We start from the raw sequence: 19,259 nt of genomic DNA, 5'->3' as shown, positions 1-19,259 counted from the left end.
GGTGGCGCGACGGCGGCAACGGAATGGCAGGTCAGCCTGCCGCGCGCAGCTCCACGATGGAGAACGAGCCGGCCGGATGGACGGCCACAGCGTGCAGCCCGACGGATGCCGCCAGAGCGGTCAGATCGGCGGCGGTCCGCTCCCGACCACCGCAGGCCGTCAGCATGCGCAGGTCCATTCCCGTGTGGGTGGCCTCCCCACCGGGCCCGGTCTGCTCGACCACCAGCACCGCGCCGGTCTGCCCGGCCGCCTCCGCGCACCGGCGCAGGATCTCCCGCGCAGGGTCGTCGGCCCAGTTGTGCAGCACGAACGACAGCACGTACCCGCCGGCGCCGGCCGGCAGCGGGTCGAAGAAGCTGCCGGCCACCACATCCAGGCGCTCCCCCAGGTCCGACTCCGCGACCGACTTGCGGGCGGCCTCGCAGTTGTCCGGCATCTCGAGCACCGTGCCACGTAGCGTCGGGTAGGCGTTGAGCAGCCCGATCAGCAGAGCGCCGTTGCCGCCGCCGACGTCGACGACCCAGCCCAGCGGACCCCAGTTCATGCCTTCGACGATCTCCGGAGACCGTGACTCCAGGTCGCTGGTGAGCCGGTTGAAGTTCGCGGCCCGTTCCGGGTCGGCGGCCCAGTCCTCCCAGAAGGAACGGCCGAACTGGACCGGAAAACCGGCCTCTCCCGTCCGTACGCTGTGCAGCAGCTGCACGAACGACAGTTCGGCCCGGCCGACGGAACCCTCGATGTCCAGCCGGGCGCGGGCCTTCGACGGGTGGTCCTCCCGCAGCACCGCGCCGAGCGGGGTCAGTGAGTATCGCCCGCCGCTCTCCCGGGTCAGCAGGCCCCGGACGGCCAGGTACCGCATGACCCGCTCCAGCGCGTCGGCGTTCACCCCCTCGGCCCCCGCGATCGCCTCGGCGGTGTCGGCCCCGGCGTCGATGTGGTCGGCCAGGCGCAGCGTCGCCGCCGTCCGGATCGCCATCGGCGTACCGAGCCCCGCCATGGACCAGATCCTGGCGCTCATCTCGTCCCGTGCCACCGTGCCCCCTCGTGGGTCGTGAGAATCTGATCGTCGCCCGCTCACGCTCGCATTCCTTGCGTAGCAGCGGCATCTCCTGAATTGCCGTTCCGCTTCCATTGCCTTGTCGTGCCACCGAGCCGGCTGGCACGCTCCATGAATATCCGCACCGCCACGCCGAGGAGCTGATTGCCGATGCCGAGCGCAGAATCCACGACGGAGACGCCGGAGGCGCAACCGTCCGGACTACGGCCATTCACCGGGGCCGAATATCTGGATAGCCTGCGCGACGGTCGGGAGATCTGGCTGTACGGCGAGCGAATCAAGGACGTCACCGAGCATCCGGCCTTTCGCAACAATGCCCGGACCATCGCGAACATGTACGACGCGCTCTGGGAGTCGCCGGACCGCGACGTGCTGACCGTCCCGACCGACACCGGCAACGGTGGCTTCACCCATCCGTTCTTCCGCGCCCCGGTCGACGCGGCCGACCTGCGCCGCTCGCGCGACGCCATCGCGGCGTGGCAGCGACGGTGCTACGGCTGGCTCGGCCGCTCGCCCGACTACAAGGCGTCGTTCCTCGCCACCCTGGGCGCCAAGGCCGACTTCTACGCCCCGTTCGGTGACAACGCCCGGCGCTGGTACAAGGAGTGCCAGGAGCGCGTGCTGCACGTCAACCACGCGCTCGTGCACCCGCCGGTGGACCGCCACCTGCGCCCCGAGCAGGTCGCCGACGTGTACGTGCACGTGGACCGGGAGACCGACGCGGGCCTCGTGGTGAGCGGGGCGAAGGTGGTGGCGACCGGATCCGCGCTGACCAACTACAACTTCATCGCCCACCACGGGCTCCGGATCAAGGAGAAGCAGTTCGGTGTCGTGTTCATGGCGCCGATGAACGTCCCCGGGGTGAAGCTGCTCTGCCGCACCTCGTACGAGATGACCGCGGCCCGCACCGCCAGCCCGTTCGACTATCCCCTGTCGAGCCGGATGGACGAGAACGACGCGGTCATCGTGTTCGACCAGGCCCTGATCCCGTGGGAGAACGTCTTCGTCTACGGCGACCTGGAGAAGGCGAACACGTTCTTCCACGACTCCGGCTTCATGCCGCGGTTCTCCCTGCACGGCGCCACCCGGCTGGCGGTCAAGTTCGACTTCATCTGCGGCCTGCTGATGAAGGCCGTGGAGATCAACGGCACCGACGAGTTCCGTCAGGTACAGGGCAACATCGGCGAGCTGATGGTCTGGCGGCATCTGATGTGGGCGCTGTCCGACGCCATGATCGAGCGGTCCCGTCCGTGGGCCGACGGCTACGTGCAGCCCAACGAGGAGTACGCGCTGACGTACCGGACCCTCGCCCCGATGGCGTACGGCAAGATGCGCGAGATCGTCCAGCACACAGCGGGCAGTGGGCTGATCTACCTGAACTCGGGTGTCGCCGACTTCCACAACCCGGAGATCCGCCCGTACCTGGACCGGTACCTGCGCGGCTCGCACGGCGCCGACGCTGAGCAGCGGGTGAAGGTGATGAAGCTGCTCTGGGACGCGGTGGGCACGGAGTTCGGCGGGCGTCAGGAGCTGTACGAGCGCAACCACGCCGGCAACCCGGACGACAACCGGGCCCAGGTGCTGCGCCGCGGCACCCAGGCCGGCGTCACCGATGACATGATCGCCCTGGTCGAGCAGTGCCTGTCCGAGTACGACCTGAACGGCTGGACGGCGCCGCACCTGGCGACGTAGTAGGCGGCGGCGATCGCCGCGGACCCCTGAACCGGCGTGGGCGCTCGTCGAGCGTCCACGCCTCAGTCTGCCCGCGACCGGCGTCCACGCCTCAGTCTGTTCGTGCCGGCGCGCCGGCGCGCACGCCAGGGCCCGGCGCCTCCTGTTGAGGCACCGGGCCCGCGGCGTGTCTCAGGAACAGCCGCCCTTGTCCGCCTTGAGCATCCCGAGCGTGGTCCGTCCGTCCGGAGCCGGGGAGCCGGCCTCCGCGGACCGCGACGCCGAGGAGGCCTCGAACTCCGCCTCGCTCAGGCCCTCGGCACTCCCCCGCGCGTTGTCGTGGACCTCCTCGGCGGTCATCCCCATGAAGTGCACGACGATCTCGTGGTTGGTCGACGTGACCGCCGACTCCGAGCCGGTGCGGTAGTACAGGTCGACGGTGAAGTCCACCGGCGACAGGTCCGGCTCCTCGCCGCGTCGGATGGCCCCGACGATGGCCGGCACGTCGTAGCGGAGCCGCACCCCGCTGCGCAGGTAGTACTCCTCATCGCGTACCAGCACCACCGGCAGGTCCTCACCGACCGGATGGTCGGCAGGGCGGTAGACCGGCTGGGTGAGCAGGTCGTACCGGAACACCTCGTCCAGCACCGGCGCCGCCTCGGCGGGCACCAGCGGCCGGATCGCCTCGTCCCACCAGCGGTGCAGCATCCGCTCCGCGTCCGGGTCGGTGTAGAGGTAGGTGATCGCCGCCCCGAACGCGCCGGTTCCGCCGACAGCGGTCGCGGCGTACCCTCGCAGTGGCGCGGCTGCCGGGTCGTCAGTGGTGCTGATCCAGGTGTCCAGGTGGCGCAGCACCTGGGACTGGGTGATACCGGCGAGGTGCCGCAGCGCCGGCCAGATCCAGCGCAGGACCGCGTTCTCCGCCACCACCCGCGCCATGAAGAGGAACCGCTGCATCTGCTGGTTCTCGGCGAAGGTCATGGTGTTGTGCGCGAGCACGTACTCGAAGTCGTCGTTGTCACCGCGGACGGCCTTGATGCCGTACTGCTCCTTCTTCTCCATGTAGTCGGTGTTGGGCAACAGCAGGATCGGGTAGACCGCGATTCGCGACACCCGCCGTGACAGACGGTCGTAGCCTTCCATGAAGGACTGCACCGTCTCGCCCGGCGCTCCCCAGATCAGCTCGGCGTAACAGTCGAGCCCCTCCTCGTCCAGCCAGGCGGCGAGGTCCTCCCATTCGTTGACCTTCATGTTGCGCCGGTTCATGGTGTCCAGTGCGGTGTCGCTGAGCGTCTGGAGCGCGAGCGTGAAGGAGCTCCGCATGCCGGCCTCCTTCATCATCTTGACGATGCGGAAGAACGTCTTCGACTTGTTCTTCGCCCAGGACGTCTCCAGCGCGCGCGGGAAGCCGAGCCGGTCCCGGGTCTCGATGAGCGTCTCGACGAACTCCACGTCACCGGGCAGGAGCCCGAAGTTGGCGTCGCAGGCGACCACGGTGTGCACCTTGAGCCGGCCGAACATCTCCAGCTCGGCGCGCATCCGCTCCGGCGAGAACGCCCGGACCTTCTGCCCGACGGCGCCGCCCCAGTAGCAGAACGCGCACTTGTACGGGCAGCCCCGGTTGGTCTCCATCAGCGCCACGTCGTACCGGAAGTTGCCGTCGGCGTCGGTCATCTCCAGCGCCCCGGTCAGGAAGGGCGACGGTATGATCTCGAGGTCCTCGATCCGGTCCCGGGCGACGTTGTGGCAGGTGGCGCCGTCGGATTCGCGGAACGACACACCCGCCACCGCGTGCAGCGCGTGCTTGTCCACCCCGTCGAGGTAGCAGTTGAGCAGATCGCGGAACGTCAGCTCACCCTCCCCGTTGACCACGACGTCGACCTCGGGGAACATCCGGAACACCCGGTCGGCCTGCTCGGCCACGTGGGTGCCCCCGAAGACGACCCAGCCGTCCGGGTTGAGCTGTTTGAACGTCGCGGCCAGTGATCCGAAGGACCGGTAGTTCCAGCCCAGCACGCTGAACGCGAGAACGTCCGGCGGCTCGTCGCTGAACAGGGCGTTGGCCATGGTGGCGTTGGTGGTGCCGCCGCGGAAGTTGTGGATGCTGATGTCGCAGGCGTCGCGGATCCGGTCGTCGGCCAAGGCCGTCGACTTCAGGTAGCCCGACGCCAGCGGCATCGACTCCAGCGGCATCTCCCAGACACCCTGTTGCACCAGGAACACCTTGGTCGTGGCGTTCGCATTGCCGTCCGGGCTCGTCATGTCGGTCCTCCGTTTGCTGATCGGATCGGGTCGGCCGGGACTCAGGTCGTCCCGGCTGTCCGGCAAGGACCGCCACCCCTTCCGTCACACCGTCGTCAGGGCAGTACGCAACCGGCCCCACACCCGTCATGTCGATGGGCGTGGGGCCGCTTCGCGACCGGCTGTGTCAGCGGTCTGCGGGCAAGACCTGGACGAACCGCCCGGTCAGGCGGGCTCGATGGACATCGCGTGTTGGAAGGTGTTCAGCGGGTCGTACTTCTTCTTGATCCGCTGAAGCTTCGGGTAGCTGTCCTTGTAGTAGAGGTCGTGCCAGGGCACCCCTGACGTGTTCCACGCCGGGTCCTTGGTGTCCTTGCTGGGGTAGTTGATGTAGCAGCCGTCGTACTGGTCGTTCGGGACCGGCACCCCGCCGGTGGCGGCGTGCACGTCCCGGTAGAGACGGCGGGTCCACTCCACGGCCTCCGCGTCGGCGTTCGGATCGGCCCAGGTGGAGTCAATCCAGAAGCGCAGAATGGAGTCACGCTGGGGCACCGCGGTGGCGTCCGACGCAACCGCGTTGACCTGCCCGCCGTAGGCACCGAGGTAAACCAGGCAGGAGTTCTTGGCGTCGGGGTCCGTCAGAGCCCCGTAGACGATGTCGATCTGGTCGTCGGTGAGCGGCTTGCGCAGGTTGCTGCCCGCCGACTTCGTCCGGGCGCCGAGCGAACGGGGGTACTCGAACAACGCGTTGGCGAGCCAGAGCTCCTCGTTCATCTCGACGTAGCCCTGCACTGACACGCCCTCGGAGACAGCGGCGATGTAGTCCTCAACCATCCGGCGGGCATTGGGCGCCGTGGCGTCCATCCGGCACTCCAGGTAGAGCGCATAGTCCCTCGTCATGTTGAGGTGCAGGGCGCTGTGCATGACGACGTACGGCGAGTCTGGCCCGCTGTTGGCCGCGTGCCAGGCACCGTGGTTCTGCACCAGCCGCTTGAAGTCCGCCTGGCTCAGCGACTCCCATGGCCAGGTCACCCAGGTCATCAGGAGCCGGGCCGGCGGCCGCGGCAGCGCCTTGGTCGGGTTGTTTCCGGTGGCCCGCGGGTCGCGGAACCAGTACCGGGTGACGACGCCGAAGTTGCCGCCGCCACCACCGGTGTGCGCCCACCACAGGTCGCGGTTCGGGTCGTCGGGGCGGCGCGTGGCGACGACGATGCGGGCCTTGCCCTTGGCGTCGACGGTCACCACCTCGACCGCGTACAGGTGGTCGGAGATGAGACCGTACCGCCGGGACAGCGGCCCGTATCCCCCGCCGGCGGTGTGTCCGCCGATGCCCACCGGTGGGCACACCCCACCGGGGATGGTCACGCCCCAACCCAGGTAGAGCGCTTTGTACGCCTGCGCGAGCGTGCTGCCCGCGCCGACCGAGAAGGCGTTCATCTTGGCGTCCCAGGAAACCTGGTGCATCGGGGACACGTCGATGAGCATGTCGAAGCGCGGGTCGGCGACCAACGCCTCGAGGCAGTGCCCGCCGCTGCGGACGGTGAACTTGCGGCCCTCCTTGACCGCCCGCTGCACCGCCTCCTGGACCTGGCCGGCCGAGTAGGCCAGCACGATCGAATCCGGGGAGAAGACGAAACGCGCGTTGAACCCGCGCGTCAGCAGTTCGGGGTAACGCGGGTCGTCCGGACGTACCACCACATTCGGCAAGGCCGCCCCACCGCTGTGACCGACGGCCTGCGCAGCGCCGGGCTGCAGGACCAAGCCGGTGACAGCAGCGCCGGAGACAGCAGCGGCCGAGCCGAGGAACTGCCGGCGCGATGCAACCATGTGAGCACCTACCCATCGGTATAAGTCGACTGATCCGGCTCAGTCTGCTTGCTCTGGCCACGCGCGATCTTCTTCCAGATTGCGGTGCCGCCCGGCGCCCGGACCGAACATCGACAGGCGACGCTGCCTGCGATGGCACCACTGTGCCGCAGCGGCGACATCCCGGGCATCTCGCAAGTTGCGCTCAGCGGACGGACGACCCGGCTGCGCAACGTGTGAGATGCCGTCCCGGGCGGTGCTCCGCGATGGTGATCAGGTGATTCCCATGCTGTACGTGCGGTTGCGGGTCGCTCTCGTTCTGGGGCGACGCCGATGAACCACGTGCCGGTCCCCGTTCGCCTGGGCGTGCTCGGCTGCGCGGACATCGCGTGGCGCAAGCTGCTGCCTGCGGCTGCGGCGGAACCGGGCCTGCGTACCGTCGCGATCGCCGGACGTGACCCGGCACGCACCGACCGTTTCGCGGCCCGGTTCGGCTGCGCCGCGGTGAACCGGTACGAGGAGCTACTCGAGCGTTCCGACGTGGAAGCGGTCTACCTGCCGCTGCCGATCGGCTTGAGGCACCGGTGGGCGGGCGCGGCGTTGGCCGCCGGCAAGCATGTGCTGGCCGAGAAGCCGATGGTGGGCACCGAGAAGCAGACAGCGGACCTGGTTGCCCAGGCGGCCGAGCGCGGCCTCACCCTGATGGAGAACTCCGCGTTCCTCCTGCACGGCCAGCACGCCGCGGTGCGCCGCGCGTACGAGGCCGGCGAGATCGGGGAGCTACGCGCCTTCAGCAGCGTGTTCGGGATTCCGCCGCTGCACAACGGGGACATCCGGTACCGCCCGGACCTGGGCGGCGGGGCGCTGCTCGACGTCGGCTTCTACCCTTTGCGCGCGGCACGTCACTTCGTCGGCCCGAACCTGCGGGTGGTGGGCGCGGACCTGCGCACCGGACCGTCCGGCGTGGACGTGGCGGGCACCGTGCTGCTGAGCGGGCCGAACCAGGTCGCGGTGCAGGTCGGGTTCGGCTTCGAGCACTTCTACCGCAGCGGGTACGAGCTGTGGGGCAGCACCGGTGAGCTGCGCCTGGAGCGCGCGTTCACGCCGCCGCCGGAACACCGCCCGGTACTCGGGTTGCGGCAGCAGGACCGCCGCGAGTCGCGGACGCTGGCCGCCGAGGACCAGTTCGCCGCTCTGGTCCGCACCTTCGTGGCGGCGGTGCGCGGCGAGCATGACCTGTCCGGGCACCACGCCGAGATGCTGGGGCACGCGCGGCTGGTCGACACCATCCGCCGGGCGGCCGGCCTGGGCGAGCCGTGACCGGGCGCGCCCTTGTGGTCGGCACGGGTCTGCTGGGCCGGCACGTCCGTGACCGGCTGACCTCGGCGGGCTGGGACGTGGTCGTGGCCGGGCGCCGGTCCGAGGTCGCGACCCGGTCGCTGACCGAGGCGATCCGCGCGGCGCGGCCCGGCGTGGTGGTCAACGCCGCCGGTGAGATCTGGCGGCCGGAGCCCGACCGGCTCACCGCCGCCAACGTCGAACTCGCCGGACTCGTCGTGCGGGCCGTGGCCGAGGCCGGTGCCGACGCCCGGCTGGTGCATCTCGGCTCATCGCTGGAGTACGCGCCGCAGCCACCGCCGACAGCCCTGACCGAGGACTCCCCGGCCGCACCGCGCAGCGCGTACGGACGGTCGAAGCTGGCCGGCACCGAGCTGGTACGCCGCCTCGCTGCCCGGCACGGCGTCGAGGCGGTGGTGCTGCGGCTGTTCAACGTCATCGGCGCCGGCATGTCACCGGTCAGCGTGCTGGGCCGGACGGTGAACCGCCTGGTGGCGGCACACCGGACCGGTACGACAGCACACCTGGAGCTGACGGACCTGGCGCAGTACCGCGACTACGTGGACGCACGCGACGCCGCCGACGCCGTCCTGGCCGCCGGCACGGCACGGCAGATCGCTCCCGGGCTGTTCAACATCGGGTCGGGTGTCACCCGGACCGCAGAGGAACTGGTCCGGGCGCTCGCCGAGGTCAGCGGTGTCCCCTACCGACTGGAGCTGCGGCCGGCGCCGACGACCGGCGCGCGCTCCGCCGACGGCGACTGGCAGCGGGCCGACACCCGCCGGGCGTACACGGTGCTCGGCTGGTCGACGCGCCGGGAGCTGCCCGAGACGCTGCTCGGGATCTGGCAGGCCGCCCGGTCCCACCCGTTCCCCGGCCACCCCGCGCAGGAGGCGAGCACACCATGATGACCCCGGACCTCAAGGCAATGATCCTGGACCTGGTCCGGGCCTATCACACCGAACGCACACCGGACGACCAGGAGTTCGTTGCGGGCGTCACGCCGGTGCTGTCGTCCGGCGCGGTACTCGAAGCCGAAGACCGGCTGGCGCTGGTCGAGGCGGCGTTGGACATGCGGATCGCCGCAGGGTTCCACGCGCTGCGCTTCGAGCGCTCCTTCGCCCGGTACTTCGGCCTCCGCAAGGCCCACCTGGTCAACTCGGGATCGTCGGCGAACCTGCTCGCCCTGTCCGCGCTACGCGCGTCCGAGCTGGGAGACCGGCGTCTGCGGCCCGGCGACGAGGTCATCACGGTGGCCGCGGGCTTTCCCACCACAGTGAACCCGATCGTGCAGAACGGCCTGATACCGGTGTTCGTCGACGTGGAACTCGGCACGTACAACACCACAGCGGAACGGGTGGCCGCAGCGATCGGGCCACGCACCCGCGCCATCATGATCGCCCACGCGCTCGGCAACCCGTTCGAGGCGGCCGAGATTGCCGACCTGGCCGAGCGGCACGGGCTGTGGTTCATCGAGGACAACTGCGACGCGGTCGGCTCGCTGTACGGCGGGCGGCTCACCGGCACGTTCGGCCACCTCAGCACTGTCAGTTTCTATCCGGCCCACCACATCACCACGGGCGAGGGCGGCTGCGTGCTCACCGACAGCGTGGAACTGGCCCACCTCGTGGAGTCCTTCCGGGACTGGGGGCGCGACTGCTGGTGCGAGCCCGGGGAGGACAACCGCTGCAAGAAGCGGTTCGACTGGCAGCTCGGCACACTCCCGGCCGGTTACGACCACAAGTACACGTTCTCGCAGGTCGGCTACAACCTGAAGGCGACCGACCTGCAGGCGGCGCTCGGGCTGAGCCAGCTGGAGCGGATCCAGGCGTTCGGCGAGGCCCGGCGCAAGAACTGGCAGCGGCTGCGCGAGGAACTCGACGGAGTGCCGGGACTGCTGCTGCCGCGTCCCACACCGGGCTCGGATCCGAGCTGGTTCGGGTTCGCGCTCACCGTCACGCCCGACGCACCGTTCGGCCGCGGTGAGCTACAGCAACACCTGGAGGAGCGGCAGATCCGTACCCGGCTGCTGTTCAGCGGCAACCTGACCCGGCACCCGGCCTACCGGGATGTCGAGTTCCGGGTCGCCGGTGACCTGTCCAACAGCGACGCGGTGGTGCACGGCACCTTCTGGATCGGCGTCTATCCCGGCATCACCGACGACATGATCCTCCACGTCGGGCGGACCATCCGGGAATTCGTCGCCGGACGCCACTGAACGAGCGTCCACACTTCCTGCAAGGAAAGGAATTTCCACGGTGAAGGCTCTGGTCCTGTCGGGCGGTTCCGGCACGCGATTCCGCCCGCTCAGTCATTCCATGCCGAAACAACTGCTCCCCGTGGCCAATCGACCGGTACTGGAACTGGTGCTGGAAACCGTCAGCGGCCTCGGCGTCACCGAGATCGGGGTGGTGGTCGGTCGGTGGGGGCCCGACATCAGGGCGGCGCTGGGCGACGGCCGGCGTTTCGGCGTACCGATCACGTACCTGCACCAGGACCAGCCGCGCGGGCTCGCGGACTGCGTCCGGCTGGCACGTTCCTTCCTTGGCGACGACGACTTCGTCATGTACCTGGGTGACAACGTGCTGCCCGACGGTGTCGCCGACATCGCCGCCGACTTCCGCGCGCACCGCCCGGCCGCCCAGATCGTGGTGCACAAGGTCAGCGACCCGCAGGAGTTCGGCGTCGCCGAGCTCGACCCGCACGGCACCGTGCTGCGGGTGGTGGAGAAGCCGGCCCGGCCGCGCAGCGATCTGGCGATGATCGGCGTCTACTTCTTCACGGCGGCGGTGCACGAGGCGGTGGCAGCGATCGACGCGAGCACCCGCGGGGAGCTGGAGATCACCGACGCGGTCCAGTGGCTCCTCGCGTCCGGCGCGGACGTCCGTGCCAGCGTCTACGACGGCTACTGGAAGGACACCGGGCAGGTCGACGACCTGCTCGACTGCAATCGCCGGATGCTGGCCGATCTGACGCCCGGCGTCGCCGGCGACGTCGACCCGGCCAGCATCCTGACCGGGCAGGTCGTCGTCGAGCCCGGCGCCCGGGTGGTGCGCTCCCGCATCGACGGCCCGGCCGTCATCGGGGCGGGAACCCTCGTCGAGGACAGCACGGTGGGGCCGTTCACCGCCGTCGGCCCGGACTGCGTCCTGCGTCAGTGCACAGTGGCCGACTCGGTGGTGCTCGCTGGTGCCACCATCTCGGCGGTGCCGCCACTGGCCCGGTCGCTGATCGGGCGCGCCGCGACGGTCAGCGCGGGCGACGGCCTCGCGCACCGGCTGGTGATCGGTGACGACACCCGGATCGAGCTGGCCGCATGAGCGCGCCGGGGGCGGCGCTCCGGCTGCGCCCGCGTGAGGACGACGGGCTGGCGCAACGCCTGGCTCGCTCGGCGGCCGAGACCGAGGCCGGCGCGGCCATCCGTACGACGGACGTGCCGGGCTGGCTGGCGGAGCGGGCGCGCGCCCAGCGGTTCCGGGTGACGCCGATCCCGTTCCAGGAGTTGGACGGTTGGGGGTTCGCTCCGGGCACCGGCAACCTGGTGCACCACAGCGGCCGTTTCTTCACTGTGGAGGGCCTGCACGTACGCACCGGCGGGTCGCCGCACCTGGAGTGGTGGCAACCGATCATCAACCAGCCCGAGGTGGGCATCCTGGGCATCGTCGCCACCGAGTTCGACGGCGTTCTGCACTTCCTCCTCCAGGCCAAGGCCGAGCCCGGCAACCCGACACCGGTGCAGCTCTCACCGACGGTCCAGGCCACCCGCAGCAACTACACCGGGGCCCACCGCGGGGCGCCGGTGCGCCACCTGGAGCTCTTCACCGATCCGCATCGCGGCCGGCCGCTCACCGACGTGCTGCAGTCGGAGCACGGGTCCTGGTTCCACCACAAGACGAACCGGAACATGATCGTCGAGACTGGCGCCCCGGTCGACGCCGGCGCGGACTTCTGCTGGCTCACCCTCGGCCAGATCGGCCGTCTGATGCAGGTCGACAACCTGATCAACATGGACACCCGTACGGTTCTGGCCTGCGCGCCGGTGACCTTCGGCGATGCCGTGGCCCGGCACGACGACACCGAGGTGCGTTCCTGGTTCACCGCGGAACGCACACGCCACGACCTCCACGGCCGGCTGGTGCCGCTGCGCGGGCTGCCCGGCTGGACCATCGGCGAACGGACCATCGAACACGTCCCGCCCCGCTACTTCCGGGTGATGGCGGTCTCGGTCGAAGCCGACAACCGCGAGGTACGCGGCTGGACCCAGCCACTCTTCGAACCGCTGGAACGAGGGTTGATCGCGTTCCTGACCCGCCGGTTCGGCGGCGTGCCGCATCTGCTCACGCACGCCCGGGTGGAGGCCGGCTTCCACAACACCGTGGAGCTCGGGCCGACCGTACAGTGCACACCCGGGCACCACGGCTCGGGCACCGGGCCGGCATTCCTGGACCTGATCAGGTCGGCGACGCCCGGCCAGATCCGATACGACGTGGTGCACGCCGAAGAGGGCGGGCGTTTCTACCACGCGGAGAACCGCTGCGTCGTCCTGGAGTCCGACGCGGCGCCCGCCGATCCGCCGCCGGGATACCGCTGGCTGACACCGGGCCAGCTGACCGCGCTGCTCCGGCACGGGCACTACGTCAACGTCCAGGCCAGGACGTTGCTGTCCGCCATCACCACCGGCGCGGTCGTTCTCTGACGCACACCACGGCCGGCCGGGATCACCCGGCCGGCCGCGGCGGTTGTCGATCAGCGCACCAGACGCACGAACTCCCGGACGTCGTCGACCAGGGGGCCGGGCTGCTCCAGGGCGGCGAAGTGACCGCCCTGGTCAAACTCGGTCCACCGGGCGATGGTGGGGATGTGCGCCTCGGCGAATCGGCGTACCGGCAGGAAGATGTCCTTCGGGAACACGGCCACACCGACCGGCACGGTGATCGGAGGAGGCGCCGCCCCGGCGGCCGCCGCCTTCACCGCGGCCGCGCCCTCGTAGTAGAACTGCGCCGAGGGCCCGGCGGTGGCGGTGAACCAGTACAGCGACACCAGCGTCAGGATGTCGTCGCGCGACACCGCGTCCTCGGGCACCTTCTCGCTGTCGGTCCACTCCCGGAACTTCTCCACGATCCAGGCGAGCTGCCCGACCGGTGAGTCGGTGAGCGCGTACGCCAGCGTCTGGGGGCGGGTCTGCTGGATCTTCATGTAACCGGACAGGTGCTCGTCGAACTCGCGCAGCCGGCCCAGCCGCGCCATGTCCCGCTCGCTCAGGCCGTCCAGGTCGGCCGGGTCGCCGGACGGGAAGGTCATCAGCATGTTCACGTGCACCCCCGCGCAGTGCGTCGGGTCGATGACGCCGAGCGCCTGCGAGATCACCGATCCGGCGTCACCGCCCTGCGCCACGTACCTGTCGTAGCCGAGCCGGCGCATCAGCTCCGACCACGCGGAGGCGATCCGCACCACGTCCCAACCGGTGTCCGGCAGGCTGGAGAAGCCGTACCCGGGCAGCGACGGGATCACCACGTGGCACGCGTCGGCCGGGTCGCCACCGTGTGCGCGCGGGTCGGTGAGCGGGCCGACGATCTCGGTGAACTCCGCGAACGAGCCGGGCCAGCCGTGGGTGAGGATCAGCGGCACCGCGTCCGGTTCCGGGCTGCGCACGTGCACGAAGTGGATGCTCGCGCCGTCGATCTCGGTCCGGAACTGGGGCATCTGGTTGAGCCGAGCCTCCGCGGCCCGCCAGTCGAAGGTGGTGGCCCAGTAGTCGGTGAGCTCCTGCAGGTAGCCCAGCGGCACGCCGCGTTCCCAGCCGACGCTGGCGAGCTCGCCGGGCCACCGGGTGGCCGCCAGTCGGCGACGCAGGTCGTCGACGTCGGATTGTGGGATGTCGATCCGGAACTCTTCCATCGCGCAATTCCCTTCCATTGGCTGAAGCACGCGCTTATCGGATCTGTGCGGGAAAAGACTTCAAACCGTTCACGAAGTTCGACTCCAACCGGATCTCCGGTCCGGTACGCACCAGCGACGGCAGGTGCGGGAGGAACGCCCGGAGCAGGGCGGTCAACTCGTGCCGGGCCAGGTGGGCGCCCAGGCAGAAGTGAGGGCCGATGCCGAACGCCAGGTGCGGATTGGGACTGCGGCCGAGGTCGAGCCGGTCCGGCTCGCTGAAGACGGCAGGGTCACGGTTCGCCGAGGTGTAGTAAAGAACCACCTTGTCGTCGGCCGCGATGGCCTGCCCGGCCAGCTCGGTGTCGCGAGTGGCGGTACGTCGGAACTGCATGATCGGCGTGACATGGCGGATCAGCTCGTCGACCGCCGCGGCGATGGGCACCGTGCCAGCCACCAGCCGGTCGCGCTGCTCGTGGTCGTCGACCAGGGCCGACAGCGAGCCGGCGATGAGGTGTCGGGTGGTCTCGTTACCGGCCACCACCAGCAGCAGCCAGAACATGCAGAATTCGCGGTCGGACAGCCGCCGGCCGTCCACCTCGGCGACGGCGAGCCGGCTGATCAGGTCGGGCTGCGGGCGCGCGCGGCGCTCGGCCGCCAGCTCCAGCGCGTAGGTGAACGCCTCGGCGAACGTCCGCCGGTACGCGTCCACGTCCCCGCCGCCGAACTCGGGATCGTCGAAGCCGACGAGATGGTTGCTCCACCCGTACAGCAGGTGGCGATCGGCGCGCGGGACACCGAGCAGGTCGCAGAGCACCAGCAACGGCAACTCGGCAGCCAGGTCGGTGACCACGTCCAGCTCGCCGGCGCGCACGACGCGCCGGACCAGCTCGGTGGCGTGTGCCGCGACCCCGTCGGCGAGACCGCCGACCGCCCGGGGCGTGAAGACCGACGTCACCAGGCGGCGGATCTGGACGTGCTGCGGTGCGTCCATGCTGATCAGCAGCTGCCTGGTCTGCCGCAGGTCCGCCGGTGTCCGCGGGTCGACGAGGAAGGCGCCGGCCCGCCCGGACGAGAAGTCGCCGGTGCGCCGCGACGCCTCCTGCACCGCCGCGTGCGTGGTGACCGCCCAGTACCCGCGGCCCCGCTCGGTGATCCGGCCGCTCGCGCTGTGCCGGGTCAGGAGCGGCTCGTCGACCCAGGCCACCGGTTCGTCGCGCCGCCGACGGGCGAACTCGGCGTGCGGCACCCCGTGCGCGTAGGTGGCCGGATGGGCGATGTCCGGCCGGGTGGCGCCCGACACGCCGGTCACGGCACCGGCTCCGCCGACGACGTCCGCTCCAGCACCGCATCCGGGTCGTCCGGCGCGGGCGGCGCGATGGCGCGGCGCAGCGCGTCCTTGCGCAACTTGCCGGAGGTGTCCCGGGGCAGGGCGGCCACCACGTGGTACGCCCGAGGCGTCTTGAAACCCGCGAGCGAGCGGCGGCAGTGCGGATCGAGCAGCGCGAACAGGTCGGCCGGCTCGGGCAGAGCGGGCTCGATCACCGCGACCACGTGCTCCCCGAACTCGTGGTCGGGCACGCCGATGACCGCGGCGTCCCGTACCGCCGGATGGGCCAGCAGCACCGCCTCGACCTCCGTGGGATAGACGTTCACGCCCCCGGTGACGATCAGGTCCTGGGCACGGCCGTCGAGGTACAGGAAGCCGGCCTCGTCCAGGTGTCCCAGTTCGCCGTAGGTGAACTTGTCCGGGGCCAGGTGCACGGCCCGGGTCTTCTCGGGAGCCTTGTGGTACTGGAACGTGCGCCCGGTGAGGCGCCGGACGAACACCCGCCCGGACACACCGGCGGGCACCGGGTCACCCTCCTCGTCGACCACCACGAGTTCGTACGGCGGCACGGCGCGGCCCACGCTGCCCGGCCGGCGCAGCCAGTCGTGCGAGTTGATCAGGCTTACGACGCCGCCCTCGGTGGCGCCGTAGTACTCCAGGAAAACCGGCCCCCACCACTCGATCATGGCCCGTTTGACGTCCGGCGGGCACGGCCCACCGCCGTGCCAGACCCGCCGTAGCGATGCGCCGGAGAAGCCGCGGCGGACGTGCTCCGGCAGCCGGAGCAACCGCACCAGCTGGGTCGGCACCAGATGCGCCGCGGAAATCTGCTCCGCGTCGATGACCGCGAGCGTGGCCTCCGGGTCGAACCTCTCCTGGATGTGCAGCGTGCAGCCGCGCAGCAGGGCGAGCAGCGCGAGGAACAGCTGCGACGAGTGGTACCAGGGCCCGTCGAGCAGGAACCGCTCGTTCGCCGGGACGTCGAGGACCACGCGGGCGTACTCCAGCAGTTTGGCCACCCGGGTGAACGGCGCTCCGACCACGAACATGCCGTTGAGCACGCCCTTGGGTGCGCCGGTGGTCCCGGACGTGTAGAGCATGGTGGAGCCGCAGGACTGCTCGGCCGGTTCGGCCGGATCCGCGGCGGCGAGCAGAGGCTCCACCGCCCGGAAGCCGGGCACGTCACGGTCGCCGAGCACCAGTCGCGTCGGCACCTCCCCCGGCGCGCGGGCGGCGGCCCGGCCACTCACCTGCGCGTAGGGCTCCTCGACGATCAGCCCCCGACACTCCGAGTCGGTGATCAGGTAGGCGATCTCCGGCTCGGTCAGGTGCCAGTTCACCGGCACCACGGTGATCCCGCGGTGCAGGCAGGCGAGCAGGATCTCGAACGTCTCCCGGCGATTGCCGAGCACGCAGGCCACCTGGTCGCCGCGACCCAGCCCTTCGGCGGCCAGGACGCCCATCCAGCGATGCACCCGCGAACCGAGCTCCGGCCAGCTGGAACGGCCGCGCTTGTCGACCAGGGCCGTGCGGTGTCCGTTCGCGGCGATGAGGTCGTTGATCAACGTCGGCATGGGCGCGTCTACTCCTCGATCAGGTCGGGTTGGGCGCGGAGGATGTCGTCGTACAGCGGGGAGAAGTTGAGCCGGCCCATGCCCGGCGCGCCCATCAGGGCCGCCGTGGCCCGCGCGGCGTCCGGGCGGATCGGTACCGGCCGGCCGGCCGCCTCGGCGAGCAGTTGCACCTGGCAGCTGCGATCCATGGTGATGAACCACCACGCCGCCTCCTGCACGCTCCCGCCCACGGTGAGCAGGCCGTGATTGCGCAGGATCACCGCCTTGGCGTCGCCGAGCCGGTCGGCGATGTGCTTCGCTTCCTGCGACTCCAGGACCACGCCCTCGAAGCCGTCATAGACCGAGTGGTCCTCGTAGAAGGCGCAGGCGTCCTGGGTGAGCGGGTCGAGCGGTCGACCGAGGGTGGACCAGGCCCGCCCGTACGTGGAGTGCGTGTGCGCGGCCGCCACCACGTCCGGCCGGGCGGCGTGCACGTGGGAGTGGATCGCGTACCCGGCCGGGTTCACGCTGCCCTTGCCCGCGACCACAGTGCCGGACTCGTCGACCAGCAGCAGATCGGCGACCCGCACGTGTCCGAAGTGCATGCCGAACGGGTTGATCCAGAAGTGGTCCGGCTCGATCGGGTCACGGGCGGTGACGTGTCCGCCGGCGCCGTGGTCGAAGCCGAAGCGGGCGAACAGCCGCAGTGTCGCGGCGAGCCGCTGCTTGCGGTAGCGCCGTTCGGCGAGCGGTTCGCGGCGCGTGGTCATCCGCATCCGCCCGGGGTGTCGAGGTCGTACGGCGGGGTCAGCCGGGCCGACTCGGTGACCACCGGCCGGTCGTCCCCCGCCTGCCACATCTCCAGGAAGGCGTCGACCCGTTCCAGTCCCCAGAACCGGTGGCGTCCCAGCTTCAGGTAGGGGATGCCGAAGATGTCGTCGAGGTACGCGCGGTACAGGCAGTCCACGCCCTCCTCCCGGATACTCGCCGACTCGGCGGCCAGCACCGCCGTCTCCGGAGCGAACCCGGCCTCCTTCGCCGCACGGCGCACCGTGTCGGGCTGGCAGATGTCCTCACCCCGTCCCCAGCGGGCCTGCGCCAGCGCGTCGTAGAACGCCTCGGCCAGGCCCTCGCGTCGTGCGGCCAGCCAGGCCAGATGCGGCAGTTCCCACCACGGGTCCCGGTCGATCGGCCAGGCCATGGTCAGGTTCTGGCGCTGGGCCAGGCGTTTGGTGTCGAGCAGCATGTACAGGTGCTTGGCCCGGCTCATCTGCACGTAGTGGAACTCGCCGCCGCGCGCCGCCAGTGCCGCCGTCGACCGCTCGTCCGGGTCCCAGTACGGCTGCAGGTCCATTCTGGTGAACAGATCCGGTACGGCCTCGCGCAACCGCCGCACCGCGAGCCAGCTGTACGGGCTGCGGAACGAGAAGTACAGCCGCGGCCGGGCGCTCATCGTCGGTCTCCCCGCAGCGCCGCGACCACCTCGTCATCGAGCTCGGCCATGCCGCCCGCGCCGGGTCCGGCGGCGATGGCGTAGCCGTGCAGGATCCGCGCCTGCGCGACCTGCACCAGGCTGTCGCCGCGTTGGACGTGGCACCGCATCCGTCCGTCGAAGAGCACGCCGCGCAGGATGTCGGTGACGGTGAAGACGGTGTGCACGGTCTCCTCCATCCGCGCGGCCTCGACCAGCTGGAGGTGGCTGCGCGACACCACCGGGATCCAGGACCGCTCGGTCAGCAGGCGGCCGACGGAGATGCCACGGTCGGCGAGGAACCGGTCCACCACCTCCTCCAGAGCGCGCACGAACCCGGAGTGCTGGACCCGGTCGGAGTAGTGGCAGTAGAAGTACGGTGCCCGCCAGGACCACAGGTGTGCGCCCGGTTCCGCGCCCAGCACGTCCTCGGCGGTCTCACCGGGTGCCAGCGACCGGTGGTCCGGGTGTCGCACCGTTGTCGCCGCGGCCAGCTCGGGGACCTCCAGGGCGTCGAGCCCGCCGGGTGCGCGACGGTAGGTCTCGGCGGTGCGCTCGCGGACGAGCGCGACCCGCACCCGGCCCCGCAGCGCGGTCACCTCCTGTCCGTCCCGGGTCGACACGAGCCGGACATTCAGCAGGTTGTCAGTGGCCGAGGTGACCTCGGCCCGCACCTCGTCGTCCAGTTCGAGCACGGCGGGCAGTTGTACGGAGCTCTCCACGATCTCCAGGCCGAGACCGTGCCGCAGGTACAGCTCACCGGCGCCGGCGCCCTGGTCGCGGAGCCAGCGCAGCACGCCCTGCTCGACCAGGTAGAGGAAGTGCTTGAAACCGATCCAGGTACGGATGTTGGCGCCCTCGTACCCCGGTTCGGTGTGCACCACTGTGGGTCTTGGTGTGATCGTCACGGTCATT

Annotated in this window: 15 protein-coding genes; 6 read left to right on the top strand and 9 right to left on the bottom strand. The window is 70.5% G+C overall.

Features of this window, described 5'->3' with window-relative positions:
* Positions 1-31: 31 nt before the first annotated feature.
* Complete coding sequence (locus ACLQ3F_RS08015; protein WP_425847493.1) at positions 32-1,033, bottom strand: methyltransferase; 1,002 nt, start codon at positions 1,031-1,033, stop codon at positions 32-34.
* A gap of 174 nt (positions 1,034-1,207) precedes the next feature.
* Here ACLQ3F_RS08015 and ACLQ3F_RS08010 point away from each other — a divergent pair, with 174 nt between their 5' ends.
* Positions 1,208-2,749, top strand: a complete 1,542-nt coding sequence (locus tag ACLQ3F_RS08010) for a 4-hydroxyphenylacetate 3-hydroxylase family protein (RefSeq protein ID WP_425847492.1) — start codon at positions 1,208-1,210, stop codon at positions 2,747-2,749.
* A gap of 171 nt (positions 2,750-2,920) precedes the next feature.
* Here ACLQ3F_RS08010 and ACLQ3F_RS08005 read toward each other — a convergent pair whose 3' ends face one another.
* Both ACLQ3F_RS08005 and ACLQ3F_RS08000 read right to left on the bottom strand, forming a co-directional pair.
* Positions 2,921-4,990 carry a KedN5 family methylcobalamin-dependent radical SAM C-methyltransferase gene (locus tag ACLQ3F_RS08005; protein ID WP_425847490.1) on the bottom strand — a complete coding sequence of 690 codons (2,070 nt, stop codon included), beginning with the start codon at positions 4,988-4,990 and terminating at the stop codon, positions 2,921-2,923.
* 204 nt (positions 4,991-5,194) lie between these two features.
* The gene (locus tag ACLQ3F_RS08000) at positions 5,195-6,796 is read right to left on the bottom strand and encodes an FAD-binding oxidoreductase (protein ID WP_425847489.1); all 1,602 of its coding nucleotides are present in this window, start codon (positions 6,794-6,796) and stop codon (positions 5,195-5,197) included.
* 312 nt (positions 6,797-7,108) lie between these two features.
* Between ACLQ3F_RS08000 and ACLQ3F_RS07995 the strand changes: the two genes are divergently transcribed.
* Genes ACLQ3F_RS07995 through ACLQ3F_RS07975 form a run of 5 tightly spaced genes read left to right on the top strand, consistent with a single transcriptional unit; the run spans position 7,109 to position 12,809 of the window.
* Positions 7,109-8,095 carry a Gfo/Idh/MocA family protein gene (locus ACLQ3F_RS07995; RefSeq protein WP_357194087.1) on the top strand — a complete coding sequence of 329 codons (987 nt, stop codon included), beginning with the start codon at positions 7,109-7,111 and terminating at the stop codon, positions 8,093-8,095.
* A complete protein-coding gene (locus ACLQ3F_RS07990) occupies positions 8,092-9,021 on the top strand; it encodes an NAD-dependent epimerase/dehydratase family protein (protein ID WP_357194090.1) in 930 nt (309 codons plus the stop codon). The genes ACLQ3F_RS07995 and ACLQ3F_RS07990 overlap by 4 nt, the downstream gene beginning before the upstream one ends.
* Entirely contained in the window at positions 9,021-10,331 is a 1,311-nt protein-coding gene (gene rfbH, locus ACLQ3F_RS07985) for a lipopolysaccharide biosynthesis protein RfbH (RefSeq protein WP_425848200.1), read from the top strand. Before ACLQ3F_RS07990 ends, rfbH begins: the two co-directional genes overlap by 1 nt.
* 40 nt (positions 10,332-10,371) lie before the next feature.
* Positions 10,372-11,433, top strand: coding sequence for a glucose-1-phosphate thymidylyltransferase (locus ACLQ3F_RS07980; RefSeq protein ID WP_425847487.1), 1,062 nt, complete (start codon positions 10,372-10,374; stop codon positions 11,431-11,433).
* Positions 11,430-12,809, top strand: coding sequence for an NDP-hexose 2,3-dehydratase family protein (locus ACLQ3F_RS07975; protein WP_357194100.1), 1,380 nt, complete (start codon positions 11,430-11,432; stop codon positions 12,807-12,809). The genes ACLQ3F_RS07980 and ACLQ3F_RS07975 overlap by 4 nt, the downstream gene beginning before the upstream one ends.
* Before the next feature lie 50 nt (positions 12,810-12,859).
* Here ACLQ3F_RS07975 and ACLQ3F_RS07970 read toward each other — a convergent pair whose 3' ends face one another.
* From ACLQ3F_RS07970 to ACLQ3F_RS07945, 6 genes are read right to left on the bottom strand one after another with little or no spacing between them, the layout of a single operon-like run.
* Entirely contained in the window at positions 12,860-14,011 is a 1,152-nt protein-coding gene (locus tag ACLQ3F_RS07970; RefSeq protein ID WP_425847485.1) for an epoxide hydrolase family protein, read from the bottom strand.
* Between the two features lie 34 nt (positions 14,012-14,045).
* Entirely contained in the window at positions 14,046-15,302 is a 1,257-nt protein-coding gene (locus ACLQ3F_RS07965) for a cytochrome P450 (protein ID WP_425847483.1), read from the bottom strand.
* The gene (locus ACLQ3F_RS07960) at positions 15,299-16,894 is read right to left on the bottom strand and encodes an AMP-binding protein (protein ID WP_425847482.1); all 1,596 of its coding nucleotides are present in this window, start codon (positions 16,892-16,894) and stop codon (positions 15,299-15,301) included. The genes ACLQ3F_RS07965 and ACLQ3F_RS07960 overlap by 4 nt, the downstream gene beginning before the upstream one ends.
* Before the next feature lie 8 nt (positions 16,895-16,902).
* Positions 16,903-17,643 carry a class II aldolase/adducin family protein gene (locus ACLQ3F_RS07955; RefSeq protein WP_357259346.1) on the bottom strand — a complete coding sequence of 247 codons (741 nt, stop codon included), beginning with the start codon at positions 17,641-17,643 and terminating at the stop codon, positions 16,903-16,905.
* A complete protein-coding gene (locus ACLQ3F_RS07950; RefSeq protein ID WP_357194115.1) occupies positions 17,640-18,326 on the bottom strand; it encodes a 2-hydroxychromene-2-carboxylate isomerase in 687 nt (228 codons plus the stop codon). Before ACLQ3F_RS07950 ends, ACLQ3F_RS07955 begins: the two co-directional genes overlap by 4 nt.
* Positions 18,323-19,258: a thioesterase gene (locus tag ACLQ3F_RS07945; protein WP_425847480.1), complete on the bottom strand. Its 936-nt coding sequence runs from the start codon at positions 19,256-19,258 to the stop codon at positions 18,323-18,325. The genes ACLQ3F_RS07950 and ACLQ3F_RS07945 overlap by 4 nt, the downstream gene beginning before the upstream one ends.
* Between the last annotated feature and the right edge of the window lies 1 nt (position 19,259).

Origin of the sequence: Micromonospora sp. DT15 (assembly GCF_049841475.1) — a bacterium.
Lineage (GTDB): Bacteria > Actinomycetota > Actinomycetes > Mycobacteriales > Micromonosporaceae > Micromonospora.
Note: the sequence above shows the minus strand (reverse complement) of the source record. Positions and strands in the feature narration are given on the sequence as shown.